This is a genomic window from Lysobacter sp. ESA13C (genome assembly GCF_019970005.1).
GTDB classification, from domain to species: Bacteria; Pseudomonadota; Gammaproteobacteria; order Xanthomonadales; family Xanthomonadaceae; genus Lysobacter; species Lysobacter antibioticus_B.
Map to the genome: position 1 here is coordinate 526,656 of NZ_JAHXYK010000004.1, position 17,051 is coordinate 543,706.

Here is a 17,051-nt window from a genome sequence, read left to right on the forward strand (position 1 = left end):
CGGCCCTCAGACGAAGCGGAAACGGATGCTGCGGCCGGCGGCCGGAATCCAGCCGGGGTCGCGGTCGAGCCCGGCCAGGCGCAGACACAAGGGCAGCGCGTCCAAAGACAGACGCACCTCGACGTCGACCAGATTGCAATGCAATTGCGCCCGGTGGCGACAGACCAGAGTGGGAATATCGCCGTCGTCGACGGCGAGGGCGCGGGCCAGGCGCGCTTCCAGGTAAGTGAGCAGGTAATGCAGCCAGCGGCGGTTGCGTTGGCGTGGCGAAGGCGTCGGTGCCTGCGGCATGCGAACGAGCCTGGTCTCGTGCAAGGCAGTGCGTTGCGTGCACCAGTCGGCGGCCTGCACGGCCGGAGTCGATGCGGCCCGCGGCAGATCGGCGAGCACGAAGCCCTGTGGATGCCACAGCCGCAAGCGTCGTGTACCGGCGTGGTAGGCGACTGTTTCGGCCGCATCCCAGGGCTGCAGCCAAGCCTCGTCGATGGCCCAGTCGAGCGGTGCGACAAAGTCGTATGCGGGCGCTTGCTGCGGTTTGCGGCCGGCCAGATCGGCCAACAGCCGCCACAGTGGGTCGCGGCGAAATTCCGCGCCGAACCAGGCTTCGCCGATCAGCGCCAGCCAGTTCCATGGCGACAGGGCCAGGCCGCGCGCACGCGGCATGCTGAAATCGCCGTACAACTCCAGCGCCAAGGCCGCGTTGAGCAGGTACAGCAGGCCGCCGTAGTCGCTGTCGATCTGCACGCCGCCGGCGTTGAAGGCGGTCTGCGGCGTGCTCTCGGGTGGCGCCGGTTCGACATCGGTGGCGGCCTCGACTCGAACAGGCTCCGTGGCGGTCGCAGGTTCGAGCGCAGCACTCGCCGCCGACTTACTGGCCATCACGCAGGCCGGTCGGTCGGTACCGGCCCCGGATTGCGCTGCAATCGGCGCTGGCGACGGCTTGCGTTTGCCGCGCTTGGCTGCCGGTTCACTGTTCGGTCGTGCCGATGAATCGAACATAGGCGGTGTCGGTGCTTCCGATACGATGCGCGCGGCGTTCGCGGCCGCGGATTGGATGGCGTGCACGGGCGATGCGATCGTTTCGCCCGTAGCCGTCGGCGCGACGAGCGGGGTCGTGTTGCCGGGTTGCCAATTCGACGCGGGTGCTGAGGCCGGCGGCGGCAACAACGACTTTGTCGGCGCCACCGCCGTGCACGATTGCGTCCACCTCGTTACCGCATCGGCGAAGGACGCGCTGCGCAGCCAGCCCGGTTCGCGCACTACCGCCAGGGCGAATGCGAGCAGGCGCAGCGTCGTCGGCCGCAATGCTTCGTTGCGTAGTTCGGGTAGTGCCGCGAGCAGGCGGGTGTCGTCGCGACGCGATGGCGACGTGCGTCTGCTTGCGTCTGGCTCGGAACGAACGCCGGAACCGGCTCCATGCGGACGATGCGGCGCCTCGTACGAACCCGAAGCGACGCTCGTTTGGATTGTTGCCGTCTTCGCCGTCTCGGGCGCGGCAGCGAAGGCCAGGGCGAGCGGCGCGTCGTAATCCCGTGCCAGCGCCGTCAATGCGCGCCTCGCATCGCCGTCGTGCAAGCGCGACAGCCAGGCCGCGGCGTCGCCGTTCGGCGCCAGCAGATTCAGCGTGGCCGCCACGTGTTGGCCGCGGCCGAGCACCTGCTCGCGCAGCCACTCGTCGACCGCGGCCCGGCCCAGCACGGTGCGCCACCACCAACGCTGCGAGACGTGACCGCGCAGCCAATCGCGGATCAGGCAGGCGGCCAGTTCGCCTTCGTCGAACCAGACCGCGTCGGCGCTCGCTGCGCCGTCGTCGCGCCAGGGGCGTTTCGCGTAGCGTTGCTGCTCGCGCAGGGCTTGCGCCACGCGCGGGCCGAAGGCCGCCATGGAGTGAGACATGGTCTGCAGCTTGCGTACCAGCAACAGTGCGTTCGGCGGCAGTTCGCTCAGGCTCCAGTCGACCGCAGCCAAGGCCCGCTCCAGGCCCTGCCGGGCCCGCAGCGTGTCGCGCTCCGCGCTGCGCAGCCTGACGCTGCGCAGTTGGTTCGGATCGCATCGCGAGTCCAGTCGGAGCATGCGGGCCTCGGCGGAGGGCGGCGTTTACTTGCGCCGCAACAGCAGCCACAACACCAGCAGCAAGAGCAGGATCAGCCACCACCAGCGCTTCCACCACGGCTCGTGCGAAGGCGGTTCGGTGCCGGTACCCAAGCTCGACAGCGGACCGTCGCGCAGCACCTGGTCGGCGAACACGATGCTGACCTTGGGGTCGTCGCCCGGGGCGAGCCCGCCCACCTTGATCGTGTACTCGCCGGTGAGGCCGTTGTCGGTCGGCGCGCCGGCGATCGTGCCGGCGTCGATCTTGACGTTGAAGCCGCCTTCATGGCCGGGGCCGACGTAGTTGCCGAACTTGTCGCGCGGCGTGATCACGATCACCGCATCGGCGCTGCGCGGCTCGCGCTGCACCCGCACCGCCGAGTCCTTCGCGGTCGGGATCACCGGCACCTGGCGTTCGGCGAGGTCGCGGCGGCGGATCGTGCCGGTGCGCGGGTCGTTCCAGTCGTACTCGATGCGGATGCGGTAGCGGCCGCCGACGTTGGTGGCGTCGAACTTGCCTTCGTAGCGGCCGTTGCCGACATGCTTGAGTTCGATCGCTTCGCCGACCGGCTTGGGTTCGATCTTGTCCAGCAGGCCGGTGGTGCGGATCAGCTGGTCGAGTTTCATCGACAGCGGCGAGGTGTCGTTGCGGATCTCGCCGTCGATCGGCTGGGCGCCGGCGTCGTGCAACAAGGTGCCGAGGTTGGCGCCGGGACGCTCGATGATGGCGCGGATCGCGCCGGCCGGCAGGTCGGCGAGCGGGCCGTGCTCCCAGCCGACTTCGGCGACGACGCCGATCGGGCTGGCGGTGCCGAGGCGCGGGGTTTCGGTGACGCGCGCGCCCAGGCGGCTTTCCACGCCGTAGGCCGACAACTGGTACTTCAGGCCGGCGGTGCCGAATTGCCGCACTGTCACCTTCCAGTCGCCGGCCGGGCCGGCCTGGGGAATGTTGACGCTGGCGACGCGGAAGCTCGGCCCGGCGGCATTCTGGATGGCGGTGGTCATGGTGCCGTCGGGGCGGCGGATCTCCAGCCCCGCTTCACGGGCGCTGCCCTCCCAGCTCAACACGAAGGTGACGCGGGTCAGCGAGGGGTCGACGATGAAGTTGAACGGCGTCGACGCCGGCGTGCCGGCGGCCAGATCGCCGAGCGTGCGATCCAACAGCGACACCGTGCCGCCCTTGAGGTGAGTCACCAGGTTGTCGACGAAGCTGTTGTCCATCGCCACGCCGTTGTTCGGGAACGCCGAACGGCCGGCGGTTTCGCCGGAGATTTCGTCGAGCAGTTCCGCGCTCGCGGCCATGCCGCCTTCGCCGAGGCCGATAGTGAAGATCGGGCCGCGCGGCAGCACGTCGCGAGCCAGGATGCCGCCGTTCAAGGTCAGCAGCGCGCTGCTCGGCATCGCCGCGGCGACCGCGCATTTGTCCAGATAGGTCGTGCCCGGCGGCTTGCCGGGATAGGGCTTCTCGACCGGCGCCAACACCTCGCCCTGGCGCGAGATGCACGGCGGGTTGTTCTGCTCGCCGTCGGTGAACAGCACGACCGCGGTATCGCCGACCAGTTGTTCGACCGGAACCAGACGGGCGCGCCCCATCGTGGTGCCGGCACCGATCGAGGTGCCGCCGATGTAGGTGTCGTCGGCCAGGCCGGCCGCGACGGGCACGGCCCACGGCGCGGCGATCGCGCCGCGCTGCTTGAAGAAGTTGAGGCCGTCGAGCGGCGATTCGACCGCGGTGCCGCCGAACAGGACCATGCCGAGCCTATCGTCGGCATGGCCTTCGGAGGAGATCGTCGCCGGCGGTGGCGGCGCGCCGACCGCATCCCAGACCGAGGCGAACAATTGCACCGAGGACTTCATTCGATCCCAGCGTTTGTCCGGCGAACCGGGAATCACCCAGTCCATGCTCGGCGACTTGTCGATCACCAGCACGATATTCAGTGGCAGGCGTCCCAGATAATCGGCACCGGCGCCGGAGATCGAAGGCCGGCTGGTCGGTACGCGCACATAGGCGATGTCGCAGGACGCATCCGAAGGCGCCATGAAGCTGGTAATGCGATAGCCCCTGCCGGCGCCGAAGGTGAAACCGGTCAGTTCCAAGGTGATCGACAAGCCGGCCGGGGTGATGGTCGGCGCGCAGAAATTACCCGGGAACACGCTCTTGTAGCTGATGTCGAGACGGGCGCGCTGAGTGCCGCTGATGCGGGTCACCGTGGCGATGTCGCCGGTCGGGCTGACCCCGACCGCCTTGCAGGCCACGCCGGCGCAACCGGCGTCGGCGACCGCGATGCTGGTGCCGTCGACGGAGATCGTCGATCCGCCGCCGATCGAAGCGGCATCGAACTCGATCGCCGACATGGCCGTCTGCATGGTCGGCGGGCTGGGCCCGCGCGAAGGCACCTGCAAGGTCAGGGTCTGGGCCCACGCGGCGGATGAGCCTATCGCCAACAGTCCGCCGAGCAACCAAGACCCGGCGCGGGGAAAACGCATATGACGTGTCATGCGTGTCATGGAACTCTCCTGGTTCAGGCGCCCACTACGTTGAAGGTGCCGGTGTATGCGATGTCGCTGAAGCCGGGGACCGAGACGATCACGGTCGCCGCAACCACGGGGCCTTGCGGGATGTCGGGGAAGTTGGGCACGGTGGCGACGATGGTGGTCGCATTGGCGCTGACGATCGCCGCGGTGGTGCCGCGTATGCGCACCTGCGCCGCCGCGGTGAAATTGGTGCCGGTGATGGTGATGTTGTTGCCTTCGAGCTGCGCCGCCGGGGCGACGTTGCTGATCGTCGGCTGCGCCGGCACCGGTGCGGTGACGGTGATCTGAGTCGTCGCCGGCGTGCCGTTCGGCGTGACGATGCGGATGGTGACGCCGGGCAGGGGCGGTGCGCCGCCGGTTGCGGGCGCGCCGGGAATGCCGGCCGGCACCACCACGAGCAGGCGTCGGGTCGGGTCGACCGGGTCGGGGTTGACCGAGGCCGCGGGCACGTTGTTGAAGGTCACCGTGTTCTGCGCCGCGGTGGCGCTGAAGTTGGTGCCGACGATGGCCAGCGGCGTGTTCACCGCGAAGCTGGTCGAGGCCACGCCGCTGACGGTTTCGGTGCGCGAGATGGTCGGCGGCTGATTGCCCGGATTCGGCACGCTGCCGGCGGCGCGCGACACTACCAGGTTGATCGGTGTGCCCGGCGCCACGCGCATCTGCGCCGGCGGGCTCTGGTTGAGCACCACCAGGTTGGCGTTGGCCGCGGCGAGCGGATCGACCGCCGCGCCGGCGACATCGAGGGTGAAGCCGAGGGTGAGCTGGCGCCCGGGTTGCAGCAGGATCGCGCGGGCCTCGCTGAGCAGCGAGCCGAACAGGTTCGGCACCGTCTGCGTGCCGCCGCCGGGGCCGCCCTGCAATTGGGCGAGCGCATCCAGGATCGCGTTGATCAGGTCCGATGACATCACATCGCCGGGCTGTACCTGTGAGGGAAGTGCCATGGAAGTTCTCCTGAGTGCTGGCTATGGGGCGCCGCAGCAACCGGCCAGGTTGCTGTAGTCCAGGCGCGCCATGTCGAACCGCGCGACCGCGATGTCGGGGAGTTGTCCGCTTGCGAAGACCAGCATCGGTTGCACCGGCTCGCCTTCGCGCGAGGCTTTGACGTTCTGCCAGGGGCGATACACCCAGACGAATTCCTTCTGGTTCACGTCGGTCGGCGTGGAGGCCAGCGCTTGCGCCTGCAGGGCGCCGAGCTGGCGCGCGTCGATGAAGGGCGTGCTCTGCCCGGAACCCGGCGCGGGCCGGCGCACGATGCCGGTGAAGAAAGTGGTGTCGGAAAAACCGCGCAGCGACAGACTGTGCAGCGGCACGATCCCGAACGGCGGCAGGTAGCGGAAATACTGGGTCGCGATCAAGGCCGAGGGCGCCGCCGATGCGGCGAGCAGATCGGCCAGGTGCTGCTGGAACTGCGCGCACATCGCATGGGTTTCGACCAGGCGGCGGACGCGCGCCTGGAACGCGAACGAGGACAGTTCGGCCGGGTCGAGCGGGTTGCGCTGGAAGGCATAGCCCGACAAGGCATCGGGTTCGAGCAGGCGCCGCCGCACCGCCCAGGTGTCGACGAAGTTCAAGCCGGCGCTGGTCCAGTAGACCAGGGCGATCGGCACGTCGCAGTCGCTGAGCGCGCTGTCGCGCAGTTCGTCGACCAGACCGTAGTTCGGCGGGTCGCTCTGCCAAGGATCGAGCGCGTTGGCGTCGCGCGCCTCGATGCCGAAGCAGCGATACGCCAGGCGATTGCGGAACTGCGACGAGGACGGGTCGAGGTCGGCGAAGCGCAATGGATTCAGCGCAAGCAACCGAAACTGCACGCCGTCGACGGTGGTGTCGGTGTTGCAGCGCACGTTGCTCGGGTCCAAACCGTTAGTGGGGGCGCGACCTTCGCTGGTCTGCGCCGGCGCGATGGTCAGCACGTAGACGCCGGCGCCGGCGACGTAGACACCGTCGGCGAGCGGATTGCAGTTGGCGAACACGCAGTCGCAGGCCGCGGCCTCGCCGGCATCGAAACGCCGGGTCAGGGCGACGCTGGTGTCGGCGGTCAGGCACAGAGTCTGGCCGGCGCGATTGACCGCCAGCCCGGCGCGCACCCGCAACACCGGTGCGCTGGGCTGGTCGAGGTCGGCATCGCGTGCGGCTTCCAGGCCGAAGGCGACGCCGTCGCCGAGCGCCAGCCCGAGCCGGGCGTCGGCCTCGCGGCGTGCGACTTGCTCGCGGGTCAGGTCCTTGCTGGTGAGCAGGCGCCCGTTGAAGAAGTTGACGGTGCGGATGCCGCCTTCTTTGACGGGTTGTTGCAGCTGCAGGACGTTGTCGAGAGTGCTCATGGCGGCCTCATGCGGTCCCGATCGAATGCCATTGCCCGGCGCCGTCGGCGACCAGGGTGACGGCCTTTTTCTTCTTGACCGAGAACTCGGGCAGGCCGTCGATGCCGTCGCCGACCAGGGTGTCGGCGAACACGGTCAAGGCGCCGACGTCGAGGTTCTTGATCACGTAAGTGCGCCCCGCGGTCATCGGCACCGAGGCCGGCAAGGTCAGGGCGAGCTTGGCGGCGCTGCGGCCGATCACCAGGTACTGGCTGTCGTCGAGCGCCAGGTCCTGGTCGGAGAATTGGATCGGCACCTGCATCGGCGAGATCGCCATCGGCGCGTCGAACTCCAGCGGCATCGGCCCGTCGAACGCCGCCCCGGCGGCGTCGCCGGTGCCGGCGCAATCGCAGCCGCACAGCGCCCATTCCTGCAGCAGGCGCAGATGGGCGAGGAAGGGCCGCGCGCTTTCGTCGATGCGCAGGCTGGCCGGGCTGCCGTCGACCTGCCAGGCGCCGCTCGGCGAACCGCCGACCCAGACCACCTCGAAACTGATCCGCGCCAGCAGCACGCAATCGCCGTCCGGGTATTGCGGGCGATGGCAGCGCATGGCCATCCACAGCGGCCGCAGTTCGGTGACCCAGAAGCGGAACGCGGTGCGCAGAAACTCGCATTGTTGCTCGCGCGCAAGGCTGAGCCGCGGCGAGCCGAGATCGAACAGATAATCGCCGAGGGTTGCGAACGAGGCCGGCGGCGACAGCGGCGGCGACATCGATTGCGCATCGAGCCAGGGCTGCACGGCGCCGCGCATCGCCTCGAGCCAGGCGTCGGGATCGGCGATCTGCGGCGGACTGCTGTCGAACACGCTGACGTTGCGGCGCAGCCAGCGCACGAAATCGCGCAAGGCGTCTTCTTCGACCTGGGCCGGCGCGTGCTGGCGCAGTTCCAGGCGGAAGTCGTCGGCGACGCGCGAGGGTTTCATCAACTCGTCTTCGGACCGGCACGGCTCGCCGGGGATCGGCACCGGCCGGGTCTTGCAGTCGGCGTAGCACAGGGTCAGGTACAGCGAGATCTCGCCCGCGCCGACCGCGGGCGGGGACAGCGGCGGCGAGAGCGGTGGCGACAACGGCGGCGAGCCGGGGTCGAGCATCCGGTTCACCAGCGCGGCGTTATCGGGCTTGGCCAGCCAGCGGTTGAGCACCGCGCACTGATCGGCCGGCACGCACACCAGCTTGCCGCTGGGTACCAGTGCCGAACCGGCGGCGACGTGCAGGCGCGGTCCGTCGCTGCCGTCGTTCTCGAATTGGATGCGCAGCCCGCTCAGCGTGCCGTAGCCGACGGCGTCGCGCGCCAGCCATTGGTCGCGTCCGGCCAGATAGGCGAACTCCTGGGTGAAGTCGTCCACGCCGAGCACCATGCCGCGCTCGTAATTGACATGCTGCGTGGGGTCTGCGGGCAGGCCCGTCAGCGTGGTCACCGGTTCGTTGCAGCAGCCCATGATTCGCTCCTTGAGACTTGGCGGCTCAGCATTCGAGCGACAGCCGGTCGCGCCCTTGATGGCGCGGCGCACCGCCGACGAAGCTGGCTCCGAGGTAGGCGCGGCCCACCACGGCATCGGGGATCAGCTCGCTTGCGCGGCTGCCGGCACCCAACTGTGTGTCGAGCCCGAGCCGCGCCTCGCCGACGCGGTTGAAGGCCCAGTAGAAGCGCACGTCGAACACGGTGTGCGCGGGTTTTTCCAGTTCGACGATGCGCCGCGCGAGTGCGAGGCGTTCGTCGAGGAGGTAGGGGTCGGCGATTACGCTCGCCACCGGCAGCAACACCGAGAAGCGGTGCGCAGTGCGATGCATCGCCAGCAACTGGCGCTCGAACTGCAGCCAGTCGGTCTGCGCAGCCAGGCTCGCCGGCAGGCGATCGGGTAATGGCACCTGTTCGAACTCGGGCCAGGCGGCGAGGTGCGCACTGCGCAGGCGCTCGATGCGGCGATAGCGCCGGGCCAGGAAGTCGTGCCACAGCTTGCGTTCGCGCGCACCGTCGCTGCGCGCGCAGAACTCCTGCCAATCCTGGCTGGCGGCTTCGCGCGCGGACGGCGCACCCGGCAGCAGGATCTGCGAGACCTGCGCGTAGGCGCTGGCGTGCGCGAGGTTCAAGGCTGGCAGGCTGCCGTAGCGCGACATCAGGAAGCCCTGCCAACGACTGCGCTCGGCGGCGCCGACGCTGGGCACGAAACCCAGGTGCGCCGAGCAAAACGCGTTCCATTCCTGCGCGGCATCGGGATGCGCGGCGGTGTTCGGCGGCGGTGCCAGCGAGAACGGCGTCATCTGCTGCAAGGCCGATGCCGTGCTTTGCAGCCAGGCGGCATAACGATCGACCAGGCCGGCATTGCCTTCGGCCGGCGTCCACAAGCTTTGCATCACCACGTTGCGCAGGCCGTCGTCGGACGCGGTGCTGCCGAGCGCGGCATCGGCGATCAGGGTTTCGATCAGGCGCGTTTGATAGGACTCGACGATGCGGATGCGGCCGGCGCCTTCGTCGTCGGGGTCGGGGCCGTCGAACATGGCGGCATCGAAGCCCGGCTCGAAGGCCAGGGTCAGGGCGACGCGCAGGCCGTGCACAGTGCCGCGCCAACGGAAGAAATCCATGGCGTGGCGGACCAGCAGGCGGTGGCGGCGTTCGTCCCAGGACGGGTCCAGGGCCAGGTCGAACCAGCCGGCGAGCCAGGCCAGCGCGTCCTGCGGCACCGTGCGCGCATCGAACAGGGACTGCACGTTGGCGACGCGGTCCTCGATCTGGGTCAGGGTGCTTTCGCAGTTGGCGAGCCAGCGTTCGAGGAAATCGCCGTTGGCGCTGTCTTCGCGGTACAACGCCGGCAGGAAACGCTGCGGATAGGAGAAGCGCGGCGACCACACGCGCAGGGCGCGCAGGCGCGGCGTGGCGGTGCCGTTGCGGCCGACCAGGGTCACGCGCAGTTGCAGATAGCGGCCGTGGGCTTGCTGCAGCAGCAACTCCCAGGTGCCGGCACCGGCTTCGCGGCGGGTCGCGCGTGCGGCTTCGCGACGCAGCCAGGGCAGCTCCGGGCCGCTCGTGCGCAAGCGCGGCACCGGTTCGAGCAGCCAACTGCCGATGACTTGCGCATCCGCCGCCGGTTGCGGCTCGCCGTCGAACCAACCGCTGAGTTCGTCGCCGGCGCGACTTTCGATGGTGATCGCGGTGTCGGGCGGAATCGCCGCGTCGAGCAACAGCTTGTCCCAGACCGTGCCGAGCTCGTTGCTGTCGAACACCGGGGTCACGAACACCGCTTGCGCGGCATAGCGTTGCCGGTGCTGCTGCACCACCGGGGTCCAGCGCGGCAGGCCCAGGCCGCAGTCGTAATGGGCCTTGCCCGCAACCGAGACCAGGGCGCGGCCGCCGTAGCGGCGCAGTGGATACAGCTCGGCCGGCGCGCGCAGGGCGAACTGCCCGTCGTTGTCGATCACTTCGAAAGCGTGGACCTGGTTGCCGACTTCGCTGGCGATGAACAAGCGCGGCGGCGCCAGTTCGGCCACCGAGGCCGGGGTATGGCCAAGGCCGCTGGCGTAGACCATGTCGTGGGCGAGCGCGGGCAGGGCATCGAGCCATTGCGAGGCATCGACCGACCAGGCCGAACCCTCGCGGCGCAAGCGCACCACGCGCGAGCGTTGCAGGGGCGCGTCGCGGTCGAGCAGCAAGACGGTGCCCGCACCGATGGATTCGATCGCGATCGGATCGAGCACGGGCAGACTCAGCGCCGCCAGGTCCAAGCCGGCGGGGAATTGCACCGCCGCTTGCTCGCGCAGCGGCCCGGAATGCGGTTGGAAGTCGTCGACGACCGCTGCGCTCAACGGCAGCGCGGTCTGCCCGCTGTTGACCACGGCCAGGGTGCAGTCGAGTTCCCACAAGCGCCGATGCACGCGATCCAATACCCAGGCGCCGCCGCCATGGCGCGGGCACAGGTCGAAGGGTTCGAACGGTACCGCCGCCGGCCAACTGGTTTCCAGCGGCGGCCCGCCGGAGATCAGGTCGAAACTCATCAGGCCGCACAGGTCGCCGCGCGCGAACGCTGCGACGAGGTAGTCGTCTTCGGTAACGACTACCGCGAGGTAGCGGTCGGCGGCGTGCGCCTGCGCGGCCTGATGAGTCTCGAAGGCGAGGCGCCGCTCGCGGCGGGTCTGCGCGCAGTCGGCTGGGTCGGCCGGCCAGAACGGCGCTTCGCTGCCGCCTTCGGTCGAGGCGACCCGCAGGGAGGCGGCATCGTCGGCCACGCGATAGACATTGCCGTGACGATCGGCGGCGGCCGGGCGGCGCGCGTCCAGGCTCAGCGGCGTTTCGCCGAGCGTCGCCGGCAGTTCGATCGCTTGCGGCTGCAGGGTGATCTCGCTGCGCGACGGGTCCCATCCGGGCAGGGTCGCTGGAGGGATCGGCATCGGGCTGGCGAAGACTTCCCACCAGAACGCCAGTGGCTGCGTCGCTGCGGACTCGGCGAACGTGGCCTCGGCAAAGTCGGCGGTCGTGCAACGCGCCCAGTCGTCGCGTCCGTACAGCATCTGGAAGCGGGCGCCGTTGACGTTCATCAGCAGGTCTCCGGCACGACCGGCACCGGCAACAGCGGCGTGGTCGAGCCCGTCGAACCGCTGCCGCCGGCGCTGCCGCCACCGCGCAGGGCATCCAGCGACATGGCTTCGCCGGCGACGACCGAAATACCGAGGATGCGCGGCAGTTCCAGCCCGCTCATCTCGACCACGTCGCTGGCGCTGAGTTCGCCTTCGGCGAGCAGCACGTCGGCGACCGAGGTCACGCCGGCCACGCGCGCGACTTCGGCCAGCAAGACGCGGCTGGCGACGGCGGTGCGCAAGGGCCAGCCGCGTGCCGGGTCGGCGCCGCGCGGCGTGAACAAGGCGCCGTTGCGCGGCATCGCGCCGGCCGGGCCGATCGGCGCCAGCACTTCGCGCAGACGGCGCTTGACGTCGTCGACGACCTGGGCGATCGCATAACCGGCTGCGGCTTCGATGCCCACCGAGATCCAGATGCCCTTGTACTCGGCGCCGCGCACGACCAGTTCGGTGGTGACCAGGCGACGCGGATCGAGATGGCGGCACAGCGCGTTGAGGAACAGACGGTCGGCGCGCGGCGCATCGGGTTGGGTCGGGTCGGAGCGTGGGATCGCCATCAAGGTGACCACGCCGGGCGCCGAGCCGGGTTCGTTCGGCGACAGGTCGGGATGGAAGGCCGGCAACACCTCGATGCGGCCGATCTGCACGCCGGGCGCGCGGTAAGCGACCGACTCGAAGTCGTCGATGCTGACCATGCGGTCGCGATGCTGCAGATGCCGGCGCACCTGTTTCTCGCCGGTATCGGCCGATTCGGCGTCGGCGCCGCCCCAGGTCTGCACCGGGTTGAGCACGACGAAGCCGGACGGCAGTTGCGGAGCGTTGTCGATCTTGCCTTCGGCGACATTGCCCTGTGCACCGAGACAGAACTCGTAGGCGGCGAATACGCGCGCACCGAGCGGCAGGCGGCGCCCGCGCAGGCCATCGCCGAAGCGCAGTTCGCCGGCTTCGGGGTCGAGCTCGAACACCTCGGTCGGGCCGGTTTCGACGCAGGCCAGGTCGCGCGTGCTCGAGCGCGGATCGGAGACCGGCACTTCCGGCGCGGCCGCGGCCAGGTCGTCGATCTCGCTCCAGCGACGCGCCGCCGCCGCACCGACCCGGGTCGACACGCTGACCGAATGGCGCAGCACTGGCCGGCGCGACAGCCGCCGCACTTGATCGGGCCGGCCGTCGCCGTCGGCGAGCGGTTCGGCGGCGATACGCTGGATCTGCCGCACCGGGGTGGCGTTGATGCCGGCCCAGCGCATCCGCGCTTGCGCCGCACCGTCGGCGCGCACGCGCAGCCAGGTGATCACGCGTCCGGCCAGAGCCGCGTCGTCGAGGGTCGGCGGCATGTCGCCGACGCCGCCTTCGAGCGGGTCGATGTCCTGCCAGACTTTCAGTTGTGCGGCCGGCGGCAGCGCCAGTTGCACCACGCCGGGGACCGACAGCAGGTCGACTTCGGTGCGCGGCTCGAGTTGGCGATAGCTCGGTGCGGGACGGTCGCTGGCGTCGCGCGGTACGCGGCCGTCGGCCGGCACGCTCGGCAATTCGAAGCGCAGCAGCTGCCGGCTTTGCGCGTTGCCGGCCGGCAGCAGTTGCGCGCTCACCGCATCCAGCGCCGGCACCAGGCCGAGGGTCAGGGTGCGGCCGCCGAGCGCATCGCGCACCGACTTCCACGGGTCCTCGGGATCGCCGGGCGCATCGGTCTTGCGCGCCAGCAGGGCGATCCACAACGAGCGGTCGACGGTGTCGGCATTGAGGTCGACGCTGTCGACGACCTTGCGATCCAGCGCCAGGGTCTTGTACAGCTGCACCTCGGACGGGAACGGCAGTTGATAGGACGCGTACAGCAGCCGGTAGTAATCCAGCAGTTCCTGCGAGGGATCGTCGAGGCGGCGCTTGAAGTAGACGCGCGCCTCGACCGGCAACACGTCCAGCCCGAGCTGGGTGCGGAACGGTACCGAGCCGGCGCGTACTTCCAGGTCGGCCGGCAAGGTTTCGACCTTGGGCAGGCCGCGCTCGTTGGCGATCGCCACCAGGCCTTGCGCGGCGCTCGCGCTGGCCAGGGGAATGCGCAGCATCTGCAGGAACTTGAGGCGGTTGCGCTCCGGGGTCAGGTTGGCGCGGTAGAGCAGGTTCTCTGTGAGGAAGGAGAACAACTGCACCAGGGTCACGCCCGGGTCGCTCTGGTTGAAGTTGGTCCACTCCGGCGTGTGCACGCTCGCCCGCGCCAGCGTGTCTTCCACCAGTTGGGCGAAGCGGCGATCGTCGATGGGCGGGGGCGTCAGCGGCATGGATGCGGGCCTCAGGTCACGGCCAGCGGAATGGCGAGGCTGATGCGTTCGCGCGAGGCGGTCGCCACCAGCCGGTAAGTGATCGTGGCCACCGCGGTCTCGGCTTCGGTGGCGTGCGCGGCCACTTCGACCGCTTCGACTTCGATGCGCCGCTCCCAGCGGGTCAGCGCGCGTTGCACCGCATCGCGCATGCGCGCATGGGTGGCCGGGTTGTTGGGCTCGAACAGGAAGCGCGCCAGGCCGGCGCCGAACTCGGGCACGCCGACGCGCTCGCCGGGCTCAGTCTTGAGGATCACCGCGATCGATTCGCGGATGTTGTCCTCGCCCGACGACCAGACGAAACGCCCGTCGGCGCCGACCCGCGGCGGGAACGACAGGCTCCGACCGAAGATGCTCATGAGGAGTCCTTTTTGCCCTTGAGCCCGGGCACCGGGAAACAGATCACGAAGTAGGGCAGCCAGCGGAAGATCAAGTCGAACAGGATGACGATGATGATCAGCAGGATCAGCGCGCAGATGGTGATGATCGGAATCGACAGCGAGCAGATCATGCCGATGTTGATGCCGCCGCTCTGGCACGGCGCGCCGTCGCCGGCGGGCAGGTCCTTGTGGAACGGCCACGGCAGCACCGACAGCACCAGGTCGACCAGGCCCATGCCCTTGGCGCGTTGCACCTGGCCGCAGAGCATGTCCGAGAGCACGAAGGCGGTGTTCTTCTGATACTTGCGCAGGCCGGCGGGGCTGGTGTCGGCCGGCAGCGAGATGCGGATCGGCCGCGCCGGCGCATCGGAATCGAAGAAGCTCGCCAGGCGGAAGCGTTCGGTCGGCGCCGACAACAGCGGCGGATGCAGCGGGCCGCAGTCGCGGCGGCCGTGGACGAAGCGCAGCACGAACCAGCCGCCGTCGCCGAGGTTGGCGCCGAGGTTGTTGCCGAGCGCGTTCTTGACCTGCAACGCGAACGGCACCGGCGGCGCGTCGGTTTCGGTGGTGGCTTCGAGTGCGCGCGCGTACAGCGCGGTGAACCGGTCGACCTTGCGCGCCACATCCTGGCCCGGCACGTTGCCGGCGACCGGGTCGGGATCGATCGAGGCATCGTCGCCGAGGCTGTCGAGCGCGCTGTATGGCCCGTTCGCGGCCAGGCTTTGCTCGACCCCGGCCAGACAGAAACTGAAGCGCGGCCAGTCCGGCAGACCGCGGGTGTCGGGCGTGGCGGCGAAGGTCGCGGTGCTCGCTTCGAGTTTTTCGCGCACGCCGGGCGCGCGGATGGCTTTGAGTGCGGCGCGCATCGAGGCGGCGACCGGGTATTGCGCGGTCGGTTGCAGTGCGGCGATCAAGGGCGCGCTCATGACCACCGTGCCGAGCCAGTCGTAGAGGGCGCGGCGGTTGCTCGACAGCGCGGCATAGCCGGCGCCGTTGTTGTCGATCGCGTTCCAGACATCGGGCAGATAGGTCTGCAGATGGTCGGCGCAATCCAGCAGCACCAGCCACGACGCGCTTTGCTGCTGCAGATTGAAATTGAACGCACGGGTGACGCGATCGCCGGGCGGTTCGGCTTCGTCGCCGATGGTCGGCGTCGAGGCCGGCGCGGCGGCGAGCTTGAAGGCCGAGCGGATCATGGTCTTCCACGGCTCGCTGACGTCGATCTGGAACTGCGAGGTGCGCGCGAGCTTGGAGTTCGCCGGGGCCGGAACGCTCGGCGACAGTTGTTCGCGCTGGGCGGCCGCGTACGCCGGCGAAGGCGCGGTATCGACCCGGCAGCCGAGGTACTCCTCGCGCCGGCCGACCGGGACGCTGCCGGCCCACAGCGCACGTCGATGCTGGCCGTCGTCGAGAAAACTCAAGGCGAACGCCGGCAGGCGGTCCTCGCCGGGCACGAAGTCGCTGTTGTCGTTGCAACGCTGCCAACGCGCGCCCTGCAGGTCCTTCAGGTAGGCGAATTCGTGCAGCGTTCCGCTGGCGTCGCCGGGCACCGGCATCAGCCGCCGCAGCACCATGCCGACTTCTTCGCCGCCGCCGCGCACCAGCGCGTGCTCGGGCAGGCCCTGGATGCCGCAGACCAGGCTCGCGGTGGCCACGTAATGACGCTGATGCGCGGGCTGATACAGCTTCAACGGCGGCGCATCCGCGTCGGCCGGGGCCACCCTCGGCTTCGGCAGCCTGGCTGCGGCGCTGCGGCTGGAAGCCTGCACCAATTGCGGCATCGGCGCGCGTTCGACCAGGTCGGGCGGGTCGACCATCGGCTTGCGCCAGGTCTCGTAGCGCGCGACCAGTTTGTCGATGCGGGTCGGGTCGCGCGCCAGGGTGCCGAGCAACTGCTCCATGAAGTCGTCGCTGGCGAAGCGCAGGATCGCCGGGCGAGCCTGCTCCGGCGTGGCCGCGGCGCCGGCGGCGTCGCCGAAGCGCGACCACAGCGGTTGCGGCGCCTGCCAGCGTAAGGGATGGGCGTTCATGGCGTCCTCCGCGGGCATGGCGGGCGAACTCGGCGCGTGGCGGTCATCGGCTTCACCAGATGTTCCCCGCGCCGGGGGTGTAGGAGGCGCTGATGATGCTGTTGCAGATCACCGTGTCGGCTTGCACGACGCCGGAGAAACGCGACATCGCCGAGTCGACCGTGACCATGCCGGCGCTGACCGCGACCTGGCTGGCGTTGACGGTGACCTTGGCCGCGGCGGTGACGGTGATGCCGGACATTTCCAGTTTCACCGAGTTGCCGTTGCTGTCCTCGATCTCGACCGCACCGGGGCCGTCCTTGAGAGTGAAGCTTTGGCCGCCGGGCGTTTCCAGCAACAGCTGTTCGCGGCCGTCCTGGTCGTCGAGGGTGATCTTCACGCCGTTGCGCGAGCGCAGCACCTTCTTGTAGTTGTTGCCGGCGCCGTCCATCGACTCGGGCGGCTGGTCGCGGCCGTTCCACAGGCCGCCGATCACGTAGGGGCGGCGCGGGTCGCCGTGTTCGAAACAGACCAGCACTTCGTCGTCGACGTCGGGCACGAACCAACTGCCGCGGTTGTTGCCGCCGAACATCGTCGCCAGCCGTGCCCAGCCTTCGTAGCGCTGGCCGCTGGCGTCGGGCGACCACGGCAGGGTGATCTGCACGCGGCCTTGGTTGTCGGGGTCCTTGATGTCGGTGACCAGCGCCACCAACACGCCGTACCAGCGCCCGCCCCAGCCGCTTGGCAGGCGTTCGTTCAACAGTTGTTCGAACGGCGGCAGTTCGACGATGCGCATGGT

Annotated in this window: 10 protein-coding genes; all 10 read right to left on the bottom strand. The window is 69.6% G+C overall.

Annotation, left to right across the window (positions count from 1 at the left end; genetic code table 11):
• Window positions 1-6 precede the first annotated feature (6 nt).
• Genes LC490_RS11135 through LC490_RS11180 form a run of 10 tightly spaced genes read right to left on the bottom strand, consistent with a single transcriptional unit; the run spans window position 7 to window position 17,048 of the window.
• Window positions 7-2,073, bottom strand: coding sequence for a hypothetical protein (locus tag LC490_RS11135; RefSeq protein WP_223620210.1), 2,067 nt, complete (start codon window positions 2,071-2,073; stop codon window positions 7-9).
• A 24-nt stretch (window positions 2,074-2,097) separates the two neighbouring features.
• On the bottom strand, window positions 2,098-4,599 hold the full coding sequence (locus LC490_RS11140) for a vWA domain-containing protein (protein ID WP_223620211.1): 2,502 nt from the start codon (window positions 4,597-4,599) through the stop codon (window positions 2,098-2,100).
• A 14-nt stretch (window positions 4,600-4,613) separates the two neighbouring features.
• Window positions 4,614-5,567 carry an IPT/TIG domain-containing protein gene (locus LC490_RS11145; protein WP_223620212.1) on the bottom strand — a complete coding sequence of 318 codons (954 nt, stop codon included), beginning with the start codon at window positions 5,565-5,567 and terminating at the stop codon, window positions 4,614-4,616.
• Window positions 5,568-5,588: 21 nt separating this feature from the next.
• A complete protein-coding gene (locus LC490_RS11150) occupies window positions 5,589-6,944 on the bottom strand; it encodes a hypothetical protein (RefSeq protein ID WP_031372392.1) in 1,356 nt (451 codons plus the stop codon).
• Between the two features lie 7 nt (window positions 6,945-6,951).
• Window positions 6,952-8,421, bottom strand: coding sequence for a hypothetical protein (locus LC490_RS11155; RefSeq protein WP_223620213.1), 1,470 nt, complete (start codon window positions 8,419-8,421; stop codon window positions 6,952-6,954).
• Between the two features lie 25 nt (window positions 8,422-8,446).
• Complete coding sequence (locus LC490_RS11160; RefSeq protein WP_223620214.1) at window positions 8,447-11,512, bottom strand: phage tail protein; 3,066 nt, start codon at window positions 11,510-11,512, stop codon at window positions 8,447-8,449.
• Complete coding sequence (locus LC490_RS11165; protein WP_223620215.1) at window positions 11,512-13,824, bottom strand: baseplate J/gp47 family protein; 2,313 nt, start codon at window positions 13,822-13,824, stop codon at window positions 11,512-11,514. The genes LC490_RS11160 and LC490_RS11165 overlap by 1 nt, the downstream gene beginning before the upstream one ends.
• A gap of 11 nt (window positions 13,825-13,835) precedes the next feature.
• Entirely contained in the window at window positions 13,836-14,222 is a 387-nt protein-coding gene (locus tag LC490_RS11170; RefSeq protein WP_031372396.1) for a GPW/gp25 family protein, read from the bottom strand.
• A complete protein-coding gene (locus LC490_RS11175; RefSeq protein ID WP_223620216.1) occupies window positions 14,219-16,273 on the bottom strand; it encodes a hypothetical protein in 2,055 nt (684 codons plus the stop codon). Before LC490_RS11175 ends, LC490_RS11170 begins: the two co-directional genes overlap by 4 nt.
• Window positions 16,274-16,325: 52 nt before the next feature.
• Entirely contained in the window at window positions 16,326-17,048 is a 723-nt protein-coding gene (locus LC490_RS11180; protein WP_223620217.1) for a phage baseplate assembly protein V, read from the bottom strand.
• Window positions 17,049-17,051: the final 3 nt, after the last annotated feature.